At 70.2% G+C, this 23,086-nt stretch carries 17 protein-coding genes; 14 read left to right on the forward strand and 3 right to left on the reverse strand.

Annotation, left to right across the window (positions count from 1 at the left end):
• Position 1: 1 nt before the first annotated feature.
• The 10 genes from JOD27_RS40375 to JOD27_RS40420 are packed head-to-tail and all read left to right on the forward strand — an operon-like array spanning position 2 to position 16,134.
• Entirely contained in the window at positions 2-3,157 is a 3,156-nt protein-coding gene (locus JOD27_RS40375; protein WP_204767651.1) for a tubulin-like doman-containing protein, read from the forward strand.
• Positions 3,154-5,349, forward strand: coding sequence for a hypothetical protein (locus JOD27_RS40380; RefSeq protein ID WP_204767652.1), 2,196 nt, complete (start codon positions 3,154-3,156; stop codon positions 5,347-5,349). Before JOD27_RS40375 ends, JOD27_RS40380 begins: the two co-directional genes overlap by 4 nt.
• Complete coding sequence (locus JOD27_RS40385; protein ID WP_204767653.1) at positions 5,346-6,329, forward strand: hypothetical protein; 984 nt, start codon at positions 5,346-5,348, stop codon at positions 6,327-6,329. The genes JOD27_RS40380 and JOD27_RS40385 overlap by 4 nt, the downstream gene beginning before the upstream one ends.
• The gene (locus JOD27_RS40390) at positions 6,326-7,399 is read left to right on the forward strand and encodes a TRAFAC clade GTPase domain-containing protein (RefSeq protein WP_204767654.1); all 1,074 of its coding nucleotides are present in this window, start codon (positions 6,326-6,328) and stop codon (positions 7,397-7,399) included. Before JOD27_RS40385 ends, JOD27_RS40390 begins: the two co-directional genes overlap by 4 nt.
• Positions 7,396-9,240 (forward strand): SLATT domain-containing protein, encoded by a 1,845-nt coding sequence (locus JOD27_RS40395; protein WP_204767655.1) that lies wholly within the window; start codon positions 7,396-7,398, stop codon positions 9,238-9,240. Before JOD27_RS40390 ends, JOD27_RS40395 begins: the two co-directional genes overlap by 4 nt.
• Positions 9,237-10,463 (forward strand): toll/interleukin-1 receptor domain-containing protein, encoded by a 1,227-nt coding sequence (locus tag JOD27_RS40400; protein ID WP_204767656.1) that lies wholly within the window; start codon positions 9,237-9,239, stop codon positions 10,461-10,463. Before JOD27_RS40395 ends, JOD27_RS40400 begins: the two co-directional genes overlap by 4 nt.
• A complete protein-coding gene (locus JOD27_RS40405) occupies positions 10,460-11,368 on the forward strand; it encodes an AAA family ATPase (RefSeq protein ID WP_204767657.1) in 909 nt (302 codons plus the stop codon). Before JOD27_RS40400 ends, JOD27_RS40405 begins: the two co-directional genes overlap by 4 nt.
• A complete protein-coding gene (locus JOD27_RS40410) occupies positions 11,365-12,342 on the forward strand; it encodes a hypothetical protein (RefSeq protein ID WP_204767658.1) in 978 nt (325 codons plus the stop codon). Before JOD27_RS40405 ends, JOD27_RS40410 begins: the two co-directional genes overlap by 4 nt.
• Entirely contained in the window at positions 12,339-15,476 is a 3,138-nt protein-coding gene (locus tag JOD27_RS40415; protein WP_204767659.1) for a tetratricopeptide repeat protein, read from the forward strand. The genes JOD27_RS40410 and JOD27_RS40415 overlap by 4 nt, the downstream gene beginning before the upstream one ends.
• A 16-nt stretch (positions 15,477-15,492) precedes the next feature.
• Complete coding sequence (locus tag JOD27_RS40420; protein WP_307830610.1) at positions 15,493-16,134, forward strand: GTP pyrophosphokinase; 642 nt, start codon at positions 15,493-15,495, stop codon at positions 16,132-16,134.
• Between the two features lie 25 nt (positions 16,135-16,159).
• Here JOD27_RS40420 and JOD27_RS40425 read toward each other — a convergent pair whose 3' ends face one another.
• The gene (locus JOD27_RS40425; protein WP_204767660.1) at positions 16,160-16,555 is read right to left on the reverse strand and encodes an SSI family serine proteinase inhibitor; all 396 of its coding nucleotides are present in this window, start codon (positions 16,553-16,555) and stop codon (positions 16,160-16,162) included.
• Between the two features lie 49 nt (positions 16,556-16,604).
• On the opposite strand from JOD27_RS40425, the gene JOD27_RS40430 reads away from it, so the two are divergent.
• Positions 16,605-17,690 carry an MFS transporter gene (locus JOD27_RS40430; RefSeq protein WP_204767661.1) on the forward strand — a complete coding sequence of 362 codons (1,086 nt, stop codon included), beginning with the start codon at positions 16,605-16,607 and terminating at the stop codon, positions 17,688-17,690.
• Here the strand turns inward: JOD27_RS40430 and JOD27_RS40435 are convergent.
• Positions 17,677-18,498 carry a MerR family transcriptional regulator gene (locus JOD27_RS40435; protein ID WP_204767662.1) on the reverse strand — a complete coding sequence of 274 codons (822 nt, stop codon included), beginning with the start codon at positions 18,496-18,498 and terminating at the stop codon, positions 17,677-17,679. The genes JOD27_RS40430 and JOD27_RS40435 overlap by 14 nt on opposite strands.
• Positions 18,499-18,599: 101 nt before the next feature.
• Here JOD27_RS40435 and JOD27_RS40440 point away from each other — a divergent pair, with 101 nt between their 5' ends.
• From JOD27_RS40440 to JOD27_RS40450, 3 genes are all read left to right on the forward strand, one after another.
• On the forward strand, positions 18,600-19,523 hold the full coding sequence (locus tag JOD27_RS40440) for an anti-sigma factor RsbA family regulatory protein (RefSeq protein WP_204767663.1): 924 nt from the start codon (positions 18,600-18,602) through the stop codon (positions 19,521-19,523).
• A gap of 216 nt (positions 19,524-19,739) precedes the next feature.
• Positions 19,740-20,093, forward strand: a complete 354-nt coding sequence (locus tag JOD27_RS40445) for a DUF742 domain-containing protein (protein WP_204767664.1) — start codon at positions 19,740-19,742, stop codon at positions 20,091-20,093.
• Between the two features lie 97 nt (positions 20,094-20,190).
• Positions 20,191-20,511, forward strand: a complete 321-nt coding sequence (locus tag JOD27_RS40450) for a LapA family protein (protein WP_307830612.1) — start codon at positions 20,191-20,193, stop codon at positions 20,509-20,511.
• On the opposite strand, the gene JOD27_RS47025 is transcribed toward JOD27_RS40450, so the two are convergent.
• Positions 20,465-23,086 (reverse strand): helix-turn-helix transcriptional regulator, encoded by a 2,622-nt coding sequence (locus JOD27_RS47025; protein ID WP_204767666.1) that lies wholly within the window; start codon positions 23,084-23,086, stop codon positions 20,465-20,467. The genes JOD27_RS40450 and JOD27_RS47025 overlap by 47 nt on opposite strands.

Here is a 23,086-nt window from a genome sequence, read left to right on the forward strand (position 1 = left end):
GATGCAGATCTACCAGCCCATGCTGTACGTAGGACTGGGTGGCACCGGCTGTCGGGTCGGGGCCGAGCTCGAACGCAGACTGCGTGAGGAACTGTGCGGCCCGGACGGCACCGACCTCCAGCGGATGATGCAGGGCAAGAACTTCCTGCCCTACCAGCTGCCGTCGTGCCTGCAGTTCGTCTACGCGGACCTGAGCGAGGACGAGTTCGGCAACCTGGAACGCCGGGTCGTGCCCGATCCCGCGTACCTCCCCGCCGCGGAACGCACGATGCACCTGGTGCGCGAACTCGTTCCGCACCACGACACCTATCCCGAGGTGGCCCGCAGCCTGCGCCTCGCCGCGCCCGCCTACGTCGACGACTGGCTACCGCCACCGCAGGGCGAGCCGCGGATCGGGCCGCTCGCACGTGGTGCCGGCCAGCTGCCGACGGTCGGCCGCGCGGCGTTGTTCGAGACGTTCCGCGGTGGCACCTCGGCCGCGCAGGGTCCGCTGCGCAAGGCCGTCGGCGCGATCAACAACTCGCTCGGCGAGCTGGCGTTGCTCGGTGGCGGCAAGAGGTCGTTGTCGTGCGACGTCTTCGTGTCGTTCTCAGTCGCGGGCGGGACGGGCAGCGGTGTCTTCTTCGACTTCCTGCACCTGATCGGCGACGTGTTCGCGCGGCAGGACTACCGGGCGCGGATCTTCCCGCTCGTGCTGATGCCGTCGGCGTTCGACGAGGGCCTCGGGGGCGGCCGGGCCGCGCGGCTCAACGCCGGTCGCGCGCTGCTCGACCTCTTCCGGCTGGTGGACGACCAGAACGCGCAGACGGCGGGCACCGAGCTGGACAGCTACGGCATCAACGGCACGCTGTCGGTGCGCTACCCGGACCGCGAGGAGATCCGGCTGCGGGCGTCGACGCTGCAGACGGCGTTCCTGTTCGGCAAAGGCGCTGGGGTGCAACGGGAGGACCTGCACCGGTCTGTCGTCTCGCTCGTGCTGTCGTTGATCGGCACGGACCTCGGCACGGACGGTGACGGCGGCCGCGGTGCCGTGGCGCAGACGTACATGTCGTTCGCCGACAGCTTCATCAACAGCGCGGTCGAACGCGAGGTGCCCGCCGCGACCGGCATCGGAAACCGCGGTGTGTCGACGAGTTCCGTCGCATCGATGACGGTTCCGGTGGACGACATCGCGGACATCATCAGCACGAGGCTGCTCGCCGAGGCGGTCGACGAGCTGAGCGAGCCGCCGGCGGGCCAGGCGGAGAACAACTCCCCGCTGATCGAACGGTGTTTCACGGCGTCCAATCTGGACCCGCTGCGGCTGCGGGCACCCGTCGCGATCAGGGAGGCGGCGCCCGCGACGGGCGCGGAGGCCATCCAGGGCGCGCTCAGCACCAGGGCCCGCACGATGGAGTCCGGGCTGCGCACGCTGGACCAGCAGCTCGCCATGCAGGTTCCCGAGCTCGTGCAGTCGTTCGACGCGCGGCGGGCGGTACGGACGCTGCTCGGCGAGGTCGACCTGTTCCGGCTGTGGCGCGTGCTGAGCGGGCACGACTCGCTCGCCGACACGGCGAGCACGATGGGGTTCGCGAAGATCCTTGAGGCACGGCGCGGCGAACCACCGGCCCCCGCGGGTCTGACGCTGAACCCGCCCACCGCCGCGGGCATCAAGGGCAAGTTCCTGCGCAAGCTGCAGTGGGCGGACCCGGCGGTGCGGGCGGCGATCGCGCGCCAGGACGAGTGGTACGCGTGGCGGGCCAGGAGGGTGTGGCACGCGGCGTGGAACGACCAGGCCGTGCGCTGGGACGTGAAGCTCAGGACCGTCCTGCGGGAGGTGCAGGAGCTCGTCGGCGCGTTCTCCGACCACGCCAGGATGAGCGAGCGGCGGTTCCTGACGCGGGCGCGCGAGCTGTACCAGGAGCGGGTCGGCGTCACGTATCTCCTGCCGCCCCAGGGAGATCTCGAACCGTTCTACCAGTCGGTCGTGCGCCGGTTCGTCGACTTCTACGTGCACCAGGGCGGACGGCTGCGGCCGACCGCGACGCGGGGTGACCTCGTGACCGAGATCCTCGGCGACCACGGCTGGCAGCAGGCCTACGACCTGGTGGTCGAGGGCAAGGGCGTCGGCATCGCGGTCGCGCAGATCAAGGACCGGATCAAGCAGGCGGTCAAGCGCCTGTTCTCCTACCGTGACGGTCAGCACCGGCCGTTGCTGCCCGCGTTGCAGGAACTGCTGACGGCGGCCGCGGGCAGGCCGGGCGCGCTGGTCGGCGACGACGAGCTGGCGCAGTTCCGGGAGAAGCTCTCCGGTCTCGTGCCCGGCTCGTTCGCGCCGAGCGGGACGGGCAAGCTGCGCATCCTGTTCTCGTACCCGGCCGCTGCCAAGGACTTCGAGCTGGAGAAGTACCTGCAGCAGACCGTGCAGCTGCCGCGGTCCGGTGCGGTGGTGGAGTTCCGCCCGATCGCCGCCGAGTCGATCACGGTGGTGCTGTTCCGCAGCTCGATGGGGCTCACCGAGGTGCCGGAGGTCCGCGAGGTGCTCAAGCACTGGTCCGACGCGCTCAAGAACGAGGAGCAGCAGGACTTCCTGCGCTGGCGGCAACGGCTCGGCTACGACTACGGCTACCTGGCGACGATTCCCGAGCACCGCGAACGCATCCTGCACCACCTGCTCTGCGCCGCCTGGAACGACCAGATCAGCGTGGTCGGCGACGAGGAGTCGCCGTGGGCGGTCAACGTGCGGCTCGGTGAGGGCGCCCAGGCGATGATGCGGCTGGAGCTGGAACCGTTCGGCCGGCTGTCGAGCTGGGCGAGCCTGCTGTCGGCCTACGAGGCCTGGGTGCTCACCGACGACGAGCAGATCCGGCTCGACTTCTGCGCGCGGCTGATCTCGACCGCGCCCAACGGGGTGTACCGCAGGCCGGTCAAGCCGGCGCGGCTCTACGACCGGATCGTCGGCATGGCACCGGACGAGCTCGCCCGCATCGACGCCGAGCTCGCCGGGCGCACCGGCGACAGCGGCACCCGCAGGCTGCACGCGCTGCGCGAGTTCTGGGAGCGCACGCTGCCGGGCGCGCTGAAGCTGACGTTCCGCGGGGTCAACAACCCGTTGCAGGACAACCTGCAGGACCTGCGCGACTGGGTCGCCCGAGATCCGGAATGGCTGCGACCGTGAACCGATTCGAGACACCGGACTCGGTGATGACGCTGGACCTCCGCACGGCGGAAGGTCAGTCCTATGTGGAGAACCTACAGCGGCGCGACGTGAGCGAGCTCGGGCCGTCCAACCGCCTGCTGGTCGTGGACACCACGGCCGCGCTCAGCGAGCACCACGAGTGGTTCGAGCGGCTCGCGATGCTGCCTCAGGTCGACGCCGTGGTGCTGGTCGCCATCGGCACGATCGACCTCGACGGCAAGGGCCCGTCCCTGCGCACGCCGTCCGCGCTCGCGAACGTCGGCGTGACGGTGTGGGTGGGTGACGGTGCCGGAGTGCCGTGGCAGGGCGGGTCCCGGCGTCCCGGTGCCGGCCGCGGTGCCGCCGGTGTGGACGACCTGCTGACCGCGCTGCGGTTTCCGCTGGTGTTCGACAAGGTCTTCGCCGAGGTCAGCGAGATGCCGCACCAGGCGGCGAACCCCGGCCTCGCGGTCGACTACGCGACGGTGGAGCCCGCGATGATGCGGGCGTTGAAGCTGCGGGCGTTGCGGCAGCTGGTGGCGACCGGGGTGGCGGCACGGCAGCACGACCGCGAGTCGGCCGAACTGGCGTCGGTCGTGCGCAGTGCCGCGGAAGGCGACGCGTCGTCGTTGCGGCCGGGATCACCGCTGCATGACGCGATGACGACCGCGCAGAGCAGAGTGGGTGCGGCGGCCCGTGCGATGGACGCGCTGCGCGGGTTCGGCGGGCTGCTGGGTGGGGTGCACCGGGTGGTCCTGGCGCGGCTGGCCGAGGCGGGCGAGGCCGTCACCCGGTTCCACAAGGCGACCACGCGGGCGTTGGAGGACGTGGATTCCAGCCTGGCGGAGGGATATCCGTCACCGGCGGAGCTCGTCGAGCAGGGCCTGCCGTCGCCGGCTCCGGTCAACTCGGTGGAGCTGGCGGAGTCGTTGCGCAAGGCCGTCGTGGCAGAGCTCTCGGGTGGCCGGACCCTGCCGGGACTCGCGGACCAGGCGCGTGGGCTGGGCAACCAGCTCGGCGCCGCGCGGAGTCTCGTCGTGGCCGAGTCCGTGGACGCGGAGATCGGGTCGTGGATCGGCAAACTGGTGAAGCCGCCCGCGTTCCGGCTGTGGCCGACGCCGGTCATGCATCTGCTGCCGGTGGTGTTCGTGACCTGTCTGCTCGCCGCGTGGGTGCCGGGACTGCAGTGGTGGCGGGCGATCGGGCTCGGGCTGCTGTGGCTGCTTTCGGTGGCACTGCTGTTCAACCGCGCGCCGGGAGTGCAGGACGCTCGGCTTCCGCTGGCCGCAACGGCTCTCGCGGCGGCGGCAAGTGGCACGGCGGGCACGTTCTTCCCGGCGCTGCCGTCGTTCGGCCTGTTCGTCGCCATCGGTGTGCTGCTGGTGCTGATGGCCGTCCTGGTCGGAAGCGTTGTGGCCGTGTGGAACCGCGCGGTGACGACGTGGGCGGGCGAGGTTCCGGTGCGCCGGGCGGCCAGGGCGAACCGCCTGCTGGTCGACCAGGTCACGCGCACGATCGAGGAACGGTGGACGCCGTCGGACCGCAACCGCCGGCTCGCGGACGCGTTGCTGGTGATCGCCGGGGCGATCGACGCGGTGGTCGAGGTGTTCGGCGACATGATCTCCGACCAGCGCGAGCAGCACGACGGCAGCACGCTGAGCGTGGACAGCTCGGCGGGGCTCGCCGAGGTGCTGCACCACGACCTGGTCGCGATCACGCTGGAGGTGCTGCGGCCGTCGTTCGACGAGATCTCCTCGCGCACACCGCTGTCCGGTGACTCGCAACGGTCTCTGCTGCGGGCGCAGGATCTGGCGGCCGAGTACAACCACCACCTCGACCACGCGGGACTGCGCGAGCTGCCGCCGTTCGTGACCGACGACGGTCCGCGCAGACGGCTCGCCGCGGCGCTGTGGCAGAGCTCGGACGCGAGCCGGCGCGTGCTGTCGCTCACCGCGCGCAGCCTGATGACGCAGCTCTGCGCGGCGGAGGACATCCGTCTGCTGCAGGCGGACGGAACGGTGGTCGTGCACTTCGCGTCGTCGGACATGGACCTGCCGCCCGCGGACGGCGGTGTCGTGATCCGCACCAGAGGTGACGCGGTGGGCGCGATCCGGTTGACGCCGTTGGTGAACAGGATCGTCCAGCGCGAGGTCCACGTGGTGGCACCAGGTCCGGAAGGGGACGCCGGATGACCCATTCCGCGACGAACTTCGACACGCTCACCGGACGTGATCCGGCGGGCAGGCCCGCGTACTGGCAGGTGCAGACGGTCGAGAGAGCGCCGAGCCCGGACTCGCTGCTGCTGACGTCCCGCGTGAAGACCCACGACGGCACGACGTTGCTGCACCGGACGTTGCCCGACGTGGCGAACCCCGGGGACGTGGCGTTGGCGGAACTGTTGCTGGACAACGAGATCCGTGCGCTCACGCGGTTGCACGCGCGCTACGCGGTGCCGTTGCCCGAGTTGCCCCGGCTCGTCGGCTACGACTTCGACTCGGCGGAACCGTTCGTGCTGCTGGAACCTCCTGCCGGGCGCAGCGTCGCCGGTGGCCTGCGGACGCTGCTGATCGACGAGCGCCGCCGGTTCCTGATCGGGCTCTTCCGGGCGTTGGCGCAGCTCGCCGCCGTCGACCTGGTGCACGGCTCGGTGGGGCTGTCGTCGTTGTGCTGGGACGGCCTCACGACCCAGCTGATCAACCTGGAGCACACCGTGAACATCGGTGAGGGATCGCGCTCCTCCTTGTCCCGCAACGGCGGCGTGGCCCATCCCGGCGACGACGTCCGTGCGGCGGGCCGGGTGGTGTACGAGCTGTTCACCGGCAAGCGCGTGGATCTCGGCGACACACCGGACCTGTCCTCGCAGCCGGAGGTGCTGGCCGCGTTGCTGCACGGGGTGTTCGAGGCGCGGCCGGACGACCGGCCGACGGCGGTCCAGGTGCTGGAACGGCTGAACGACCGCGATCCGTTGCCACGCCCGGTGGACATCGCCGCCACGATGCGGCCGGGCTACGACCGGTTCGACGAGCTGCACCCGCCGAGGGCCGTCGCGCCGACGGTGGCTGCTCCGCGCCCGCCTGTGGTGGCCCCTGCCCCGTCCCGCCCGTTCCCGTGGATCCCGGTCGTGTTGCTGGTCGTCCTGGTCGCCGTCGTGCTGGGGGTGATCTTCCTGTGACGCCGCCGACGGAGTCGAAGCGCGTGACGTGCCCGATCTGCCTGGAGCCCTTCGCCTGGCGGGAGGACGAGCTGTACCGGCGGATCACCGACAGCAGTGGTGCGCGGTGGGTGCGCGCGGACCTGTCGAACATCCACAACCCGGTCAAGCGCAAGGACCGCAGGGCCCGCTGCTACGTGCGGTGTCCCAACCCCAGCGCCGAGAACCGCGAGCACTACCTGCCGATCTCCTACCGCGACCACGGCGAGCCGATCATCATCGGCCTGGTCGGCCGCAGCGAGTCCGGCAAGACGCACCTGCTGGCCACGATGATCCACGCGGCGCTGCGCGGCGACCTGCGGCACCACGGGCTGACGTTCGAGCCCGCGGACGAGTTGCGGCACCAGTCGTTCGAGCGCGAGATCAACGAGCTGATGCGCGGCAACAAACTCGAGGCCACGGAGGACCTCAAGGAGGAGTTCACCACGTACCTGCTGGTCAGGACGAGCGCGGGCACGACCCGCCCGGTGGTGTTCTTCGACGTGGCAGGCGAGGACTTCGTGCGGTCGGGCGCGCAGGGGCTCGGCGGCCAGTTCGTGCTCGGCGCGACCGCGCTGATGTTCGTCGACCACCCGGCCGAGGCGGTGCCGTCGCTGTACGGCTCACCGGAGCGCAACGTCAACCCGGCGTTCGCGGGCGCCCTGCAACGCCTGGCGCAACGCAAGGACATGGCCGACCTGCCGGTCGTCATGGTGCTCACGAAGGCCGACGAGCTGCGCTACCAGCACCCGGTCGACCACTGGATCCGGCTTGACGACGCGCGGGAACCCCTGTCCGCGGCCGAGTTCCGCGCGGAGAGCCGCGACGTGTACGCGTTCCTCGACCGCTACGACGCCCAGCCGATGCTCGGCACCTACGAGAAGTTCCGCAGGGGCACCCTGCACGTCGTGTCCGCGACCGGCGTCGCCGTGGACCTCAACAACCAGTACCCGCGCGGTGTCCGCCCCGCCCGCGTCCTGCGCCCGCTGCTGGCGCTGATGGCGATGATCGGGCTCGTCGACCACCAGGAAGCCGTGGAGGTTGGCACATGATCGACCAGATCGTCTTCGCGTTCACCGGAACCTCGGGCATGGGCCCGGTCGCGAGCTCGCTGCCCCCCGCCGCCAAGTGGGACTGGCACGAGAAGCTCCGCCAGCACACCAGGCTGTTCGGCGCCGCACCCGCGATCTCCTTCAGCCACCTGGAGTTCCCCGACGGCACCGCCGCGGTGCTGCGCCGCGCGGGCAAGGCGGGCGACGCGGGCCGCAACCTCGCCCACGCCCTCGTGGGCTCCCGGGAGATCATCGCCCTGGTGGCACCGTCGATGACCCGGTGGGAGGACGGCTGGCTCGACACCGCCCCCTCCGGCGACCAGCTGGACGCGTTGTCGGCCGCCCTGTTCGGCGCACCGGTCGAGTCCGATGTGGACGACTCACTGGTCGCCCCGATCGTGTCCCTGGCCCGGTCCCGTCCCGAGAGCACGTTCAGCGTCATCGGCGTGTCCGACGAGCTGCGCCTGCCCGTCGTGTGGCGCCTGCGGGAACTCCTGCCCGCCACCACCTGGACGTTCTCGACGTACGAGAAAACCGACGCGGACAAGCCGAACCTGCCCAGGCTGATCTTCCTGTCCGAACGCCCTCACGACTCGGTGGAACCGCAGCCGGGCCGCCTGCGCGTCGACGTCACGGCAGAGGCGAGCCCTCCCGACGTGTCCGAGCCGATCACGGAGGAGATCCCGGTGCAACAGGTGGACGTCACGCCCGTGCCGGTCCAGCGCGACCTGCCGAGCGTGCTGTACGGCAACGGTCCCGTGCATCAACGCCTCCTCCAGCTCGCGGAAATCGTGGAGTCGCAGGACATCGAGTCGGTGCACCGCCAGGCCCCGGCGTGGCTGCCCGACCTCGCCGTGCCGCCGTCCCTCGCCGCCTACGCCGTGGAATACCTGGAGAACAAGGGCTTCAAGGACCTGGACCCACCAGTGGCCCGGCGCTGGCGGGCCGAGCAGGGCGTGGTCCACGCGTCCCCCGCCGCCCTGGAAACCGAGCCGGACCGCCCACCGACGGACCACGCGCTCGTCGACCAGGTGTGGCAACGGCAGGTGTACTGGTCCACCACGGCCGACGCGGCCAAGCGCAAAGCGGTCGCCTACCGCCGTTTCACCCTCATCGCGCTGATCGCCGGCGCGGTGGGGGCTGTGCTCTCCGCGCAGCTGACCACCGTGGGGCAGTGGGCGACCGTGCTGACCGCAGGCGTCACGGCCGCGATCGTCTCCGTGGGCACCTACGTGCGGCAATGGCGCGAACCCGCGGCACGCGCGGCCTGGACGGCGGCACGGCTCCGTTCGGAAGCCCTGAAGTCCGCTGCCTGCGCCTACCTGGCGGGAGTGGGCACCGCGGAGGCCCTGCGGGAGCGCATGGCCGAGGTCGGCCCGCACACCGTTGCCCGGACGCACAAACGCGCGCCCGACATCACGGATGCGGCCACCTTCTCCGCGACCCGCGTGGAGGGCCAGATCCGCTACCACGAAACCGCAGCCGACGACTACGAGAAGAAACTGCACCTGGCCGAAAACGCGGAGCTGGCCTTCGGCCTTGCCTCCGTCGTGTTGTCGGCCGTCGGCGCCATCTACGGCGGCGTCGTGGTCTGGGTGGGCGTCTGCACGACGATCGCCGGAGCGATCACCGCCCACGTGTCGCAGTCCGGCTACCAGCTCATGATCGCGAGCTACCGCCGCACGGCCAGCGACCTGCGCCGGCTGCTGCGGTCCCTGCCCTCGCGCAAGGACCCGGCGGCACAGGCCACGTTCGTCGTCGAGTGCGAACGCGTGCTGGAGCTGCAGAACGCCGACTGGCTGACGCAGCACACCTCGGCACAGGGAAAGGAGAAGTCGTGAACGACGACGACCTGTGGAGGGTGTTCATCAGCCACAGCACCGCGGACAACCGGGAGGGCGTCGCTTCCCAGCTCGTCGACGTCCTGATGGAGGAGCTGCCGAAGCACCGCATCGGCCGGTGGGTGGACCGCGACGGCCTGTTCGTGGGTGACGAGTGGCGGCCGAAGATCGCCGAGGAGATCCACGGAAGCCACGTCGGCATCGTGCTGCTCGACGACAAGGCGCTGGAGAGCCAGTGGGTGCGCGACGAGGCGTTCCTGATGCAGAACGAGCCGGTGGACCGCAACTACCAGGTGATCATCGTCCTCATCGGACTGTCCAGGGACGACGTGAAGGCTCGCCCGTTCACCGATCTCGTCACGAACAAGCACTACGTGGCGCTGGACAAGGTCGGTTTCGACGGTGTGCTCCCCGAGGTGCTCAGAACCCTGTACTGCCCGGAGCTCGGCCTGCTGCAGGCGGGAGAGATGAGCCTCGTGCGCAAGGTCGCCGAGCTGCTCCCCACGGACCCCGACACCGTGCGGGCGTTGACCGAGCCGTTCCGCCGACCCCAGGACTCGCCTCCGCTGCTGGCCAGGGAGTTCCTCGCGTACCTGATGCTGAAAGCCAGATGCGACCTGCTCGTGCACAAGATGTTCCACAAGGGCAGACGGTTCTTCGCACGGCAGCACCGGTCCGACCTCGAGTTCCTGCTGAGCCTGCTCGAACCCAGCTGGATCCCGCTGGACCTGGTCGCGTCGATGGTCCCACCCGACGGGAAGGAGGACCGGCTCGGCGTGGTCGGAACCCTGCCGGGCACGGCAGGACGGTCGATCAGCCTCGACACCGGCGAGGCCGTCGTGCGCAGGGCGACCCACTGGGACGAGGACACGTGCGCGGTCCTGCCGTTCGGCCGGGTGCCGGAGGGCACCGAGCTCGACGGACTCGAGGTACAGCTCGAAGACGTGGACTACTGGGCCACGAACCCGGATCCCACGAAGTACGTCGTGCTCCAGGCCGGTACGTCGCGGACGAACCGGCTCGAGGGCGTGCGCCGGGTGCACGAGCGGTGGCCCGACGTCGTGGTGGTCCTCGTGATCGGCGAGCCCGACCCGCAGGACGACCTCGCCACGTCCTGCTACCACCGCACGGCCCTGTCCTGCGACAGGGAAGCCGAGGCGCGCAAGGAGATCGACAAGATCTCGGGCCTGCTGGAAGTCGAGAGGAAGCCGAGGGCGTCATGAACACCATGGCCGCGGAGATCGAACGGCACGGCGATCAGTACGTGTGCCCGGACGTGCTCGACCTCGCCGTCCGCGTGGCGCGGGCGACGACGCGCCCGCTGTTGCTGTTCGGGGCTCCTGGTTCGGGGAAGTCCTCGCTCGCCAAGCACATCGCCGCCAAGCAGAACCTGCGGTTCTACGAACACGTGGTCACGGCGAGGACGACGGCACGGGACCTGCTGTGGTCGTTCGACACCGTGCGCAGGCTCAGCGACGCCCAGACCAAGACGGGCGTCAAGCCGGACAAGCACTACATCTCCCCCGGCGCGCTGTGGTGGGCGTTCGACCGCGTCAGCGCGGCGGACCACCCCCGCACGGCCGAGCCGCACCCCGACTGGAACGCGACGCGCGCGGACCGCGGCGCCGTGGTGCTGATCGACGAGATCGACAAGGCCGACCCGGACGTGCCGAACAGCCTGCTGGTCCCGTTGGCGGACCGGTACTTCACGGTGACCGACCTCGACCAGGCACAGCCCGTGCACGAGAAGCCGGGACCGGACGGGGAGAGCCTGATCATCATCACGTCGAACGAGGAGCGCGAACTGCCGCCCGCTTTCGAACGCAGATGCGTCGTGCACCGGTTGGACGAGCACGACAAGGAAACACTGAAGATCATCGCAGGCAACCACACCGGCTCGGACGACAAGTACCCGCTGGACTTCCTGATCGGCAGGCTCACCGACGCCCGCCGCACCGCGAAGGAGGAGCAGCGCAGGCAGCCGAGCACGGCCGAGTTCATCGACGCGATCAAGGCGTGCGTCCGCGAGGGCATCACCACCGCGGACCACCCGTCGCTGAAACCCGTCCTGGAGATGATCTACACCAAGAAGACGCGGGGCGACGCCGTCCAGGGCTGGCCGCTGTGAGACCCGTGACGTGGCTCGGCGACCTCGTCCGCGCACTCGGCGCAGTCCGCCCAGACGGCCGACCGCCGACGCCAGAGCTGGTCGAGACGGTCGCGACCATGCTCGGAATCACCGGCACCGCACCGGATCCGGAGCCCGCACGGCTCGACCCCGCCACGTCGGAGACGGAGGAACCCGTCACCCCGATGCTGCCGGCTCCCGCCGCCGTGCCGTCCGGCGAACGCCCCTCCGGCCTCGATCGTCCCCGGTTCTCCGAACCGCCGAAGGAGGAGGAGTCGGGACCTCTGGTCGGGCTGCGGCAGTCCTGGGTCGAGGACGTGCCGGAGAACCTCCGGATCGCCTGGCAGGACCAGGAGGTCGTCCCGCTGGAGACCACGACGGCCGACCGGCTGCGCCGCAAACCGCCGTTCGAACCGTTGCTGCGCAGGGCTTCCACGTCCGCGCTGGTGCAGGCGATGCTGTCGCGACGGCTGCCGGGCGACGAGGTGGACGTGCCCACGCTGGTCGACGAGCTCGCCGCCGGCCGCGCCGTGACGTCGCTGCCGATGTCGCCGCGACCCACCTTGCGCTGCGGCGCGCACGTGCTGATCGAGGAGTCCTCCGCCATGTCGTTGTTCTGGCGGGACCAGTGGGAACTCGCCAAAGTCGTGCGCAACGTGGTCGGGCCGGGGCTGACCGACGTGACGGTGTTCCGCGGTTCGCCGCTGCGGCCTCGGCGCGATCACCCCCAGCCCGCGCCGCGACGTGCCGTGCTCGTGCTGTCCGCGTTCGACATGCAGCGCGGCAGGGCCAACCGCGAGGACTGGGAGCGCTACGTCGCCGCGCTGCGGCAGCGCGACTGCCGGGTGGTCGGGCTGGTGCCGTTTCCCCGTGAGCGCTGGTCGGCGTGGCTGACCGGGTTGATGCCGCTCGTGTGCTGGGACCGCAGCACCACGGTAGGCACCGTCCGGTCCGCGATGGGCAGGGCGGCATGAGCCGGCTGGCGACCGAGCTCGCGCGCACGCCGCTGCGGCAGGACGTCGAGCTGGCCGTGGTGCTGAGCGTGGCCACGCGCATCGAGATCGAGCTGGTGCGGGCGGTGCGGCTCGCCGTGCTGCCGCACCTCGACGTCGGCGCGGAGTCGGACTTCTGGTTCAGCGAGTGGATCGGCGCGCGGCAACCTCGGGTGGTCGCGCTGCGGCCGGAGCTGCTCGAACCGTTGCGGGCACGGCTGACCGAGATGTTCCACGCGGGAGCGGTGGGCAGGCTGCGCGCGGTGATCAAACGGGTCCATCGCGACATCTCCCCCGCGCTGCAGCTGGAGGAGGACGTCAACTGGCGTGCCTGCACCAACGAGGACGGCGGGTTCGAGGAGGCGTGCGCCCTGCTGCGCCGCGGCACCAAGGCGATGGTCGGGGAGTCCCGCGCCGGTGTGGCGGGCTGGGTCGCGGAGGCGCGGCATCGCCTGCCCAGGAAGGTGATGGAGAGCCAGGACGGCTGGCACCTCGTGCTGGAGGCGAAGTACTCGCTGCCGGAGGACATCGTCACCTCGCCACCGGAGAACGGTGTGGAGCGGATGCTCGACACCGTGCTGCTTCCCGTGCTGCAGCACCACCAGGACAAGTCGGAGTGGCTGTGCACCATCGCGGTGCGGTGGCAGGACGGCGTGCTGGTGCTCGGTGGCGAGGCCGAAGGCGCCGTCACGATCACCCTGCCGCACCACGTGCCCTGGGTCGAGCTGATCCCGCACGGGTACAGCTCCGGCACGTGGAAGCTGATCGAGGGTGTGGTCACGTTCACCCCGCCGGTGAAGGGGCCGGTGCGGTTGCGCACCGTGGACGGCAGGGTCTTCCAGATCCCCGACGCCGTCGGTGACTCCGTGCAGGCCTCCCCGGTGCTGGTCAGGATGCCGGGGCCGGGCGCGGAGCCCGCGCAGTTCTGGTTGCAGCCGGTCAGGTTCGACACCGACACCCACGCCCGTGACGGTCAGCCGGTCGCGTTGCTGAGCAAGGTGCTCAGCACAATTCCGGTCGACGCGGGCGCGCTCGAACGCCTGCGCCGGTGGCTCGACCAGGACCGGCACGCGACGATCCGGCTGCTGCACGGCTGGGCGGAGGAACACCGCGTCCGGCTCGCCACCCAGCTCGCGGCGGACGCCGACGCCGACGGGTGGCAGGTCTACCGCGGACGACAGGACCCCGAGGCGGCGCACTGGCTCGACAGCACCCGACCGACTCCGGGTTCGCGAGGGCTGTTGCTCGTCGTCGACCGCGCCGACGCGTGGCACCCGCAGCACCTGCGGGACCTGTTGTCCGCGCTCACCGCCCGGAAGGTGCACACGCGGGTCCTGTTGCTCAGCAACGAAACGGGGCCGTGGTGGGAGGCGTTGATCCGCGCGCTGGCCGGTCGAGGCGTGGACACGGACGTCCAGGGACTCACGAGCGCACGCAGGGTGCGCGGCACCGACCAGACCTATCAGAACGCGCTCGACGTGCTGTCGAGCACGCTGTCGATCGACCTGCGCGGACAGCTGCCCAGCAGGATCCCGTCGAGCGTGGAACTCACCGAGTCCGTAGCGGTGGCGGCCGTGCTCGACGTGCTGAACAAGCAGAAACCCGCGTGGTTGCAGGCGAACCAGACCATCCTGCGGCACGAGGACCGCTTCCGGTCGCAAAAGGAACGCGAGCACAACGCGGCACTGGCCAAGCTGATCTTCCTGGCCACCCTGCTCCGGCCGTTGCGGCTGGAGGAGGCGAGGACGCTGTCCTTCCATCATGGACTGTCCGATGTGGAGGAATGGCCGCGGTTGCTGGCCGCCTACGAACGGCACTACGCGATCGACCAGGACGTGCTCGATCCGCTCGGCGCCTGCCAGTTGCGCGACGACCTCCTCGCCGCGGTGCTGGTGGACCGCCGCGCAGACACGGGCGTCGAGCCGCGATGGGCTGGGGAAGCGTTGTGGGGGCTGGACGAGAGCTTCCGGGCACGGGCGGTCGGGGTGCTGGCGCATGCGGCGCAACGGTTCTCGCGGCTCGCGTTGCTGCACATGAACCCGATGGTGCTGAACGACCCCGCGTTGCTGGTGAACGCCGGTGCCTCGGCGATGATCGCCGCCATCGGGACCGCCGACACGGAGCTGCTGGAGCGGGTGAGCGAGGCCGTCCCGCCGCCGCACCGGCGGGACCTGCGACTGGATCCCGCGGTGGCGCAGCTGGAGAAGGTGCTGGTGGCACACCTGTTCCGGCAGGGGCAACCGAGCCCGGCGCGCGACGCGCCTCTGCACCTGCGGCTCGCCAGGAGCGAGGCGCGGGCGGGGCTGACCCGGGCGGCGCTGACGTCGGCGCGCAGGGCAACGGCGGGATATCGCAGGCTGGTGGTGACCGGGTTGCGCCACCACACGCAGACGTTGTGCGAGAGCCTGATCCTGGAGAGCGAGCTGCTGGGCGAGCTGGGGCACCCGTCCGAGGCGTTCCGGACCGCCGAGGAGGCCGAGCGGCGACTCCGTGAGCTGCAGCGCAAGCTGCACGACCGGCCAGGGGCCAATCTCGGCGTGGCTCTCGCGAACCTCGGCAGGCAGAAGGCACGAAGCCACCGCGGTGACCCGCAGCTGGCCCTCCGTGACGTGGCGGCGGCCGTGCGGATCCTGCGCGGCCTCGCCGCCGAGCAGCCGGCGGAGTACCGGCCGGAGCTCACCGAGGCGCTGGTGAACCTGTCCGAACGCGCGGTCGAGACCGGCCGCGCACCGGAGGCGTTGACGGCTGCCGAAGAAGCCGTCGTGCTCGGCAGGACGCTGACGGAGAGCAACAGCTGGGCGCACGGCTACCGGCTCGCGGCCGCGCTGGTCTGCCTCGCCGGGCGGTTGCCGGCGAGCAGGGCCGTGGAATCCACCGCGGAGGCCGTGGCGCTGTACCGGAAGGCCGCTTCGGCCACTCCCGAACGGTTCAGGCCACATCTCGCTCTCGCTCTGACGCGTCACGCCGCCGTTCTGGACGAGCTCGGCCAGCGCGAGGAGGCCGTGGCGGCCGTGGAGGAGGCGGTCAGCCTTTACGAGCGGACGCACAGCGGGTACGCCGGGGAGCACGCGCAGGCTGTCGCGCTGCGTGACCGATGGAGGGGTGGGTCCGCGTGATCAGTACCCTGGTGTCGTGACCGACTTGGCCGACGACCTGAGCCTGCTGCGCGACCTCGAGCGGCGGTTGCTCGTCTACAAGTTCGCGATCGAGGAGCTGATGACGAAGCTCCGGATTCTCAGCGAGGAGTTCGACTCCGTTCACCGGCACGACCCGATCGAGCACATCACGAACCGGGTGAAGAAGCCCGAGGGCATTCTGGAGAAGTTGCGGCGCAAGGGGTTGCCGCTCGACGTCGAGTCGATCGGCGAAGTGCTCGACGACATCGCCGGGGTGCGGGTGATCTGCCCGTTCATGTCCGACGTGTACCGGGTGTCGGCGATGCTCGCGCGGCAGCACGACGTGGAGATCCTGCGCACCAAGGACTACATCGCCTCGCCGAAGCCCAACGGGTACCGCAGTCTTCACCTGATCGTGCGCATTCCGGTGTTCCTGTCGGACCGGGTCGAACACGTGAAGGTCGAGGTGCAGCTGCGCACCATCGCCATGGACTTCTGGGCGACGCTGGAGCACAAGCTGTTCTACAAGTACGACGACAGCCCGCCCGCCGACTTCGTGGACGAGCTGATGTCGTCGGCGATGATCGCGGCGCAGCTCGACGAACGCATGGAGTCGTTGCACCGCAGGATTCACCAGGACGAGGCGCGGCAGCCCTGAGGACCGCCGCGCCGCACGGACGTGGTTACCTGATCTCCGGCACGAACACCGAGCCGGTCTCGCGGATCAGCTCACAGGTGTTCGGGAACGTCTGCTGGTAGTTGACCTCCTGGCCCATCCACCGGCCGGTCGCCGACACGGTGACCGGGTCGTAGATGTAGGTGCAGAGCGTCCCGGGCTCGCCGGGCAACGCCGTGAAGTCGCCGTGCGCCGCCTCGATCTCGGCACACGCTGCGTCGGCGGCGGGGTGGTCACCGCCGTCCGGGTTGCACATGAGCGTGTAGGCCCTGGCAGCACTCGGGTTCTGCGGCGTCACGGTCATGGTCAGCTCGCCATCGGCAGCCGCGGCGGTTCCGGCCAGTGGAAAGACGAGGCCGGCACAGGCGAGCGCGGACATGGTCACGATTCGCTTGCTGTTCATGACCTAGGGCTTCCCGCGCATTCCGCGAAGCCAACATATTCTGGCTCGCGTGAAAAACGTCCTACCGTTGTGCGCAGCGGGCTTCGTGACCGCGTTCGGAGCTCACGGCGTCGCATCCGGCTTGGGATTTCTGCAGACCAACCTGCTGACGCTCGGCCTCCTGCTCGCGATCTACGACGGCGCGGAGATCGTTCTGAAGCCGGTGTTCGGCTCGCTGGCCGACCGAATTGGCCCCCGCCCGGTGCTGCTGGGCGGGCTCGTGGCGTTCGTCGTGGCGAGCGCCGCGTTCGTTCTGGTCGACAACGTGGCCGTCGCGAGGTTCGGGCAGGGCGTTGCGGCGGCGGCGTTCTCCCCCGCCGCCAGTGCGATGGTCGCCCGCCTCACCCCGCCGGACGCCAAGGGCAAGGCGTTCGGCCGGTACGGCGCGTGGAAGGGCATCGGCTACACAGCCGGTCCGCTGCTCGGCGGCCTCCTGATCCACCTCGGCGGCTTCGACCTGTTGTTCCTCACGATGGCCGCACTCGCGGCAGCCGTCGCGGCATGGGTGATGAGCGTGCCGAAGCTGGAACCTCTGCCCCGTCACCGGCAAACCGTCGTGGACCTCGCGAAACGCCTGTCCCACAGTGATTTCCTGAGGCCGACGGCGGCGCTGGCGGCGTCGACGGCCGCGCTGGCCACCGGAGTCGGCTTCCTGCCGGTGAAAGCCGCCCAGCACGGCCCGATCGTCACCGGTGCCGCGGTGTCGCTGCTCGCGATCACCGCGGCACTGGTCCAGCCACGCGTCGGCGCGGCGCTGGACGCCGGACGCGTCAGCACCCGCCTGGGCACCCGAGCGGGCGTTCTCACCGCCGCGACCGGTTTCGTGGCCGCCGCGGCGATCCCGGGTCTCGCCGGCACGCTCGTGGCCGCGGTCCTGATCGGCGCCGGATCAGGAACCGTGACCCCGCTGGCGTTCGCGGCACTGGCCAACAGCACGCCGGAGGAACACCTCGGTCAGACGATGGGCAGCGCCGAGGTGGGCAGGGAGTTCGGCGACGCGGGCGGCCCGCTCCTGGTGGGTGGGCTCGCCTCCCTCGCCTCGCTGCCCGTCGGCCTGCTCGGGCTGGCCGCGGTCATCGCCCTCACGGCTTGGTGATCTCCAGCTGCAGCTCGGTCACCCAGTCCGCGGGATCTCCGTCGCCGTAGTTCAGGTAGACCTCGCGGGCGTACCCGTTCTGCTTGTACCCCTGGGCCTCGACCCACGTCGCGACGGCCTGGTAGGTGGCGTCGACGTCGTCCATCACGCCCCGGTGCACGATGGTCGCCGCCTGGTCCAACGCCGGCAGGTCAACGACCTCGAAGTCGTATGCCGCGGACGGTTCCACGGACACCGTGACACCGGCATGGACCAGCACCTGGTCGCCCTCAGCGGGTTCGTAGGTGGCGATCCCGTACCCGGTGATCGGCACCCCGGCGCGCTCCAGCCGTGCCAGCAGCTCCGGGTAGAGCGGCTGGATCACCGGCCCGATGTCCTCGGGCCCGTACGAGGCGGCCGTGGCGCTCAAACGGGCGACACGGGCAGAAGGAACTGGCTTCACAACAACGTCGTCGGTAGGCATGGCGCCTTCCCTTTCAATGGCGCGGAGACGTGCTTCCACCCGTCTCAACCGCGACTCGTCCGCAAGAATCTGCTGCCGCAGCTCAGCGCGCCGCAACGAAAGCATTCCGTGCAACTGTTCAACGGAAAGCTTTTCGTCGAGCACGATTTTTACCTGGTCGAGTGTCAGACCGAGGTCCTTCAACGCGACCAGCCGGTTGAGTCGCTGGAGCTGTGCGGCGGTGTAGAAGCGGTAGCCGGACGACGCGTCCACGTGGGCCGGCAAGAGCAACCCGACCGCGTCGTAATGGCGCAGCATCCGCACCGACACACGCCCCAGACGTGCGAAGTCTCCGATGGTGAACATGACTGCTCCTGTGTAGGGGCTGACACGGTGTGAGGGTCAAGAAATGATGGTTTGAGCAACGGTCCGGGTGCGCATCCTGGGGCGTTGACGAGAGGTGGCACATGACGTTCGCGCATCCCGCGTTGTTCTACTCCGATGAGGACTCCTACATCGACGGGACCGTCCCGTTCGTCGTGGAGGGCCTCGCGAACGCCGAACCAGTCGCCATCGCCGTGCCCGGCCACAACCTGGTGCTGCTCAAGGAGGCGCTCAGCGGGTTCGCCCACCTCGTGACGTTCATCGACATGGCGGACACCGGCCGCAACCCCGGCCGGATCATCCCCGAGCTCCGTGTGTTCGCCGACCGGCACCGCGGGCCCGTGCGGATCATCAGCGAACCGGTGTGGGACAACCGCACCGATGTCGAGTACCCCGCGTGCGCGTTGCACGAGGCGCTGGTCAACTACGCGTTCAGCGGCCGTGACCTCAGCATTCTCTGCCCGTACGACATCTCTGCCCTCAGCCACGACGTGCTGGCCGACGCCGAGAAGACCCACCCCGTCGTGATCGACGCGGGTGGGCACCGGCCCAGCGACCACTTCCACCCCGCACGGGTCGTCGTCGCCGCGCACTCGCTGCCGTTGCCGACGCCGGCGGACGCGGCGAGCACCTCGGCCGCGGCGGGCGGGATGGCGGCGGTGCGGGCGTTCGCGCGAGAGCAGGCCGTCCAGCACGGGCTCGCGCAGGACCGCGTGGACGACTTCGCCCTCGCGGTGACCGAGCTCGCGACCAACAGCGTGCGGCACGGCGGCGGGGAGAGCACGGTCCGGGTGTGGGCCGAAAGTGACAGTATTATTTGCCAAGTCAACGACAACGGCCACATCACCGATGTTCTCGCGGGACGATCGCCTGTTCACGCAAACGACCCAGGCGGTCGCGGTCTGTTGCTGGTCAACCGTTTGGCGGACCTCGTCCGCACCCAAACGACGTCGTCCGGCACCGCAATCCAGGTCAGATTCGATCTGGGCAACAAAAAGACAACGTGATCGACATACATTTGGGCGTGTTCGTTATAGCTTGAGCACGTGCACGACGAGGAAGCGACGGAAATCGGTTACACGGGGGCGCGTTTCGGGTCTCCGGCGACTCGTAGACGACTGCGCGCCGAACGTACTCACGACGCGAGCGGTGCGGAGACGCAACAACTGCCCCGTCAGCAACCGTTGCGCCAACGCCCGCCGGAACCGCCACCGGAGTGGCCGATGCAGGATGAGGAACCACCCCACGTCCCCGCGCGGGACAGCGCGCTCGTCCGTCCGTACGCACGCACCGGCGGCCGTACGGCGGCCCGCCACGACCTCCGTCTGGAAACCCTGCTCTCCACGGACGAGGAGCAGCTGTACCGCGCGAACAACGACCAGGCGGCGATGATGCGGCTCTGTCTGCAGCCGCGGTCGGTCGCGGAGATCTCCGCGCTGATGAAGATCCCGCTGGGAGTCACGCGGGTACTGCTGAGCGACCTGATCACGCTCGGCCTCGTCGCCGTGCACGAACCGGGCGACAAGCCGAACATGGCGTTGCTCGAACGAGTTCTCGCAGGCCTGCGCCGGTTGTAGGCACCCGTTCGCCATCAAGCGGGATCACCGGGGGTCGCCGATAATGATGATCGTGGCGACCCCCAGCGACGAGACGTCCGAACCGACCACCAAGCCGGTGCCGGTGCCAGGACGTGCTGCCGAGCAGAAGAAACTGCGGCCCACCCGGATCAGCGGCACGTGGATCGCCGTGCTCATCGCGATCGTGGTGCTGATCTTCCTGCTGGTCTTCATCCTGCAGAACGGCGACAACGCGACCATCCACATCCTGTGGGGCCAGTTCAGCCTTCCGCTCGGCGTGGCGCTGCTGTTCGCGGCGATCGGCGGCGCGGTGCTGGTCGCGACCGTGGGCGCGGCCCGCATCCTGCAGTTGCGGCGTCAGGCGAAACGGCTCACTGGTCGTCCCTCGACCTCATCACCAGCTCGACGCGAGAGCTGATCCCGAGTTTGCGGAAGATCTTGCGCAGGTGGAAGTTCACCGTGTGCGGTGACATGAACAGCTGCGTGGAGATCTGCCGGTTCGTCTGCCCCTTCGCCACGAGGTTGGCGATCGCCCGTTCGGTGTCGTCCAAACTGGACCATCCGGATGCGGGGCGCACCGGTGCCGCTCTCCTGCGCCTGCCGAGCTTGCGCAGCCGTCCCAGCACCCGCGCGCTGTCACGGGAGGCGCCGATCTCCCGGTACAGCCCCAGCGCGATCTCCAGCGCCTTCACCGAGTCCGCGCGGTCCGAGTTCGTCAGCAGCACACCCAGGTCCTCTGCCGCGTTGGCCCGCGCCCACAGGTCCCGGTGCTGCTGCGAAGCCAGTTCCAGCAACGAGGCGTCGCCGTCGAACAGGCCGCGTGCGTGCATCGCGGCCGCCGCCACGGCCCGCAGTCCGGGGTTCTCCTCCGCCAGCCGTTCCACGCGGTCGACGACGGCCTTGGCGAGCCGCTCGTCCCCCGCCTCCAGCGCCCTGCGCACGAACCACCCGGCCGCACGCGGTTCCTCGGCGAACAGCCCGGACGACACGAGCCCCGGATAGGAGTCGGTGAGCAGCGCCAACGCCTTGTCGGGCCCGAACCCCACGTACGAGACGACCACGTCGGCCCACTGGTAGTACGCCCGGGAGAAGAGGATCCCGTCCACCGGCACGTGCCCCCGGTAGCGCTCGACGTGCTCGATCGCGGCCGGGAGGTCACCGGTGTGGAGCGCGACCATCGCGAGAACGGCCAGCGCCGGTGCCACCAGTGCGGTGTGCCCGGTGTCCTCGGCCACCGACAGCGCGTTGCGCGCCTCGACCGACGCCTCCTCGATCCGCCCTGCCTGCAACAGGATCCGCGCCTGCACGACCGAGGTCATCAGTTCCTTGGTCACCACCGACGACGGCCCGCTGCGCGCCCGCCGCACCACACTGTCGGCCTCCGCGAACTCCCGCTGGCCGGAGTAAAGCGTCGCCAGCAGCAGTTGTGGATACGCGCAGAGGTCGTACGACGTCACGGACTGCGCGGCCTCGCGCGCCAGTTCCAGTGCCGCACCAGGTTGTCCGGTGTCGCGGGCGATCGCGGCCAGCACCGCGAGCGCGGTGGCGAGCACGTCGTCCGGCGGGCCAGTGTGGGTGCGCACGACCGTTTCGGCCAGCTCCTCCGCGCGCCGCCGGTCGTGGCCGAGCAACGCCATCATCCTGGTGATCTCCACCCACGGCGCGAGTTCGGGCTGCAGATCGGGTTCGTCCAGCAACGCCTCGGAGATCTCCACCGACTCGGCGTGCTGCGCGCCCAGTGCCGTGGTCATGGCCACGCAGTGCCGCAGCTTGGCGGCGGGAGCCGGGGAAACCTGGCGCGACAACGCGTCCTGCGCGAGCGCTTGCGCCGCCGTGAGCTTGCCGGCCGCGATCAACGCGCGCACCGCGATGACCGTGCGGTGCACGAGCGACGCCGACGCCTGGTCGGTGAGTTCGAGTGCGCGGACCGCGAGTTCGGCGGCGGCGTCCGGCGCGTTCCACAGCACCGCTTTCGCGGCCTCGACCAGGCCGTCGATCGACCGCACGTCACCGCGCTGGGCACCGTGCAGGAGGTGCTTGGCGGCGCTGACCGCGGAATCCCCGCGCCCCAGCAGCATTTCACCTGCCTCGCGGTGCAGGGCGCGGCGCACGGGTGGCGGCACGGAGTCGGCGACCAGCCGCCACACCAGCTCGTGCCGGAACGCCAGCCGGTCTTCGAGCGACGTCACCACGCCCGCGTCGATGACCTCGTCCAGCGCGGGCAACAGGATCGCAGTGCTGGCGGCCAGCATCTCCGCCACGTCACCGGGTTCGAAGCGCGGCCCGAACACGGACGCGACCTGCAGCACGTGCCTTGCCTTGCCGCTCAACGAACTGAGGCGCTCGCGCAGCAACGACTCGGTGCGCCGCGCCGAGCGGTCACAACGCAACGTCGCGTGCTCGGCGGAGATCTCGATCTGACCGTCCTCGCGAAGAGCGGTGAAAAGACTGATCAACGCGGCGGGATTTCCGCGAGCGGTCGACGCCAGCGCCCGGAGATCGTGATCGGGGATTCCGCCGGCGAGATCGGCGACGAGTTCCGCGATCACGTTGTCCGTCAACGGGCGCAGCTCGATCCGCACGGCACCGCGCGCCGCGGCGACCGCGAACAGGCGGTCAGCGCCTTCGCCGCAGCGGCGGGCGAGCAGCCAGACGATCTTCTGATGAGCGGCGGCGGGGAGCAGTGCGCGCAACGCGGCCAGGGTGCCCGGCTCGGCCAGGTGGAGATCGTCGAGCACGACCAGCGTGGGGGCGTCCGGTTCGCGTTCCGCGAGGCGTGCCAGCAGGAACGGCTGATCCAGCTCGTCCTGTGCCGTGGCGACCTCGAAACCGCGGCGCGCGGCGACGGCGGCGACCTCGGCCAGCAACCGCGTCTTGCCGGTTCCCACCGCGCCGTCCACCAGCACCACGCCGGTGCCCGCGTCCAGCACACCGCTCAGGAGCTCACGTTCTTCCTCGCGGCCGCGGAACGTCCCGTCACGATTCCCCGACAC

The sequence above is a fragment of the Lentzea nigeriaca genome (assembly GCF_016907955.1).
In the GTDB taxonomy this organism is placed as follows: Bacteria; Actinomycetota; Actinomycetes; order Mycobacteriales; family Pseudonocardiaceae; genus Lentzea; species Lentzea nigeriaca.

Coding starts and splice junctions, on each gene's coding strand:
- JOD27_RS40375 (WP_204767651.1), top strand. CDS start 2: ATGCAGATCTACCAGCCCATGCTGTACGTAGGACTGGGTGGCACCGGC.
- JOD27_RS40435 (WP_204767662.1), bottom strand. CDS start 18,498: ATGTTCACCATCGGAGACTTCGCACGTCTGGGGCGTGTGTCGGTGCGG.
- JOD27_RS40425 (WP_204767660.1), bottom strand. CDS start 16,555: ATGAACAGCAAGCGAATCGTGACCATGTCCGCGCTCGCCTGTGCCGGC.
- JOD27_RS40385 (WP_204767653.1), top strand. CDS start 5,346: ATGACCCATTCCGCGACGAACTTCGACACGCTCACCGGACGTGATCCG.
- JOD27_RS40395 (WP_204767655.1), top strand. CDS start 7,396: ATGATCGACCAGATCGTCTTCGCGTTCACCGGAACCTCGGGCATGGGC.
- JOD27_RS40405 (WP_204767657.1), top strand. CDS start 10,460: ATGAACACCATGGCCGCGGAGATCGAACGGCACGGCGATCAGTACGTG.
- JOD27_RS40415 (WP_204767659.1), top strand. CDS start 12,339: ATGAGCCGGCTGGCGACCGAGCTCGCGCGCACGCCGCTGCGGCAGGAC.
- JOD27_RS40440 (WP_204767663.1), top strand. CDS start 18,600: ATGACGTTCGCGCATCCCGCGTTGTTCTACTCCGATGAGGACTCCTAC.
- JOD27_RS40445 (WP_204767664.1), top strand. CDS start 19,740: ATGCAGGATGAGGAACCACCCCACGTCCCCGCGCGGGACAGCGCGCTC.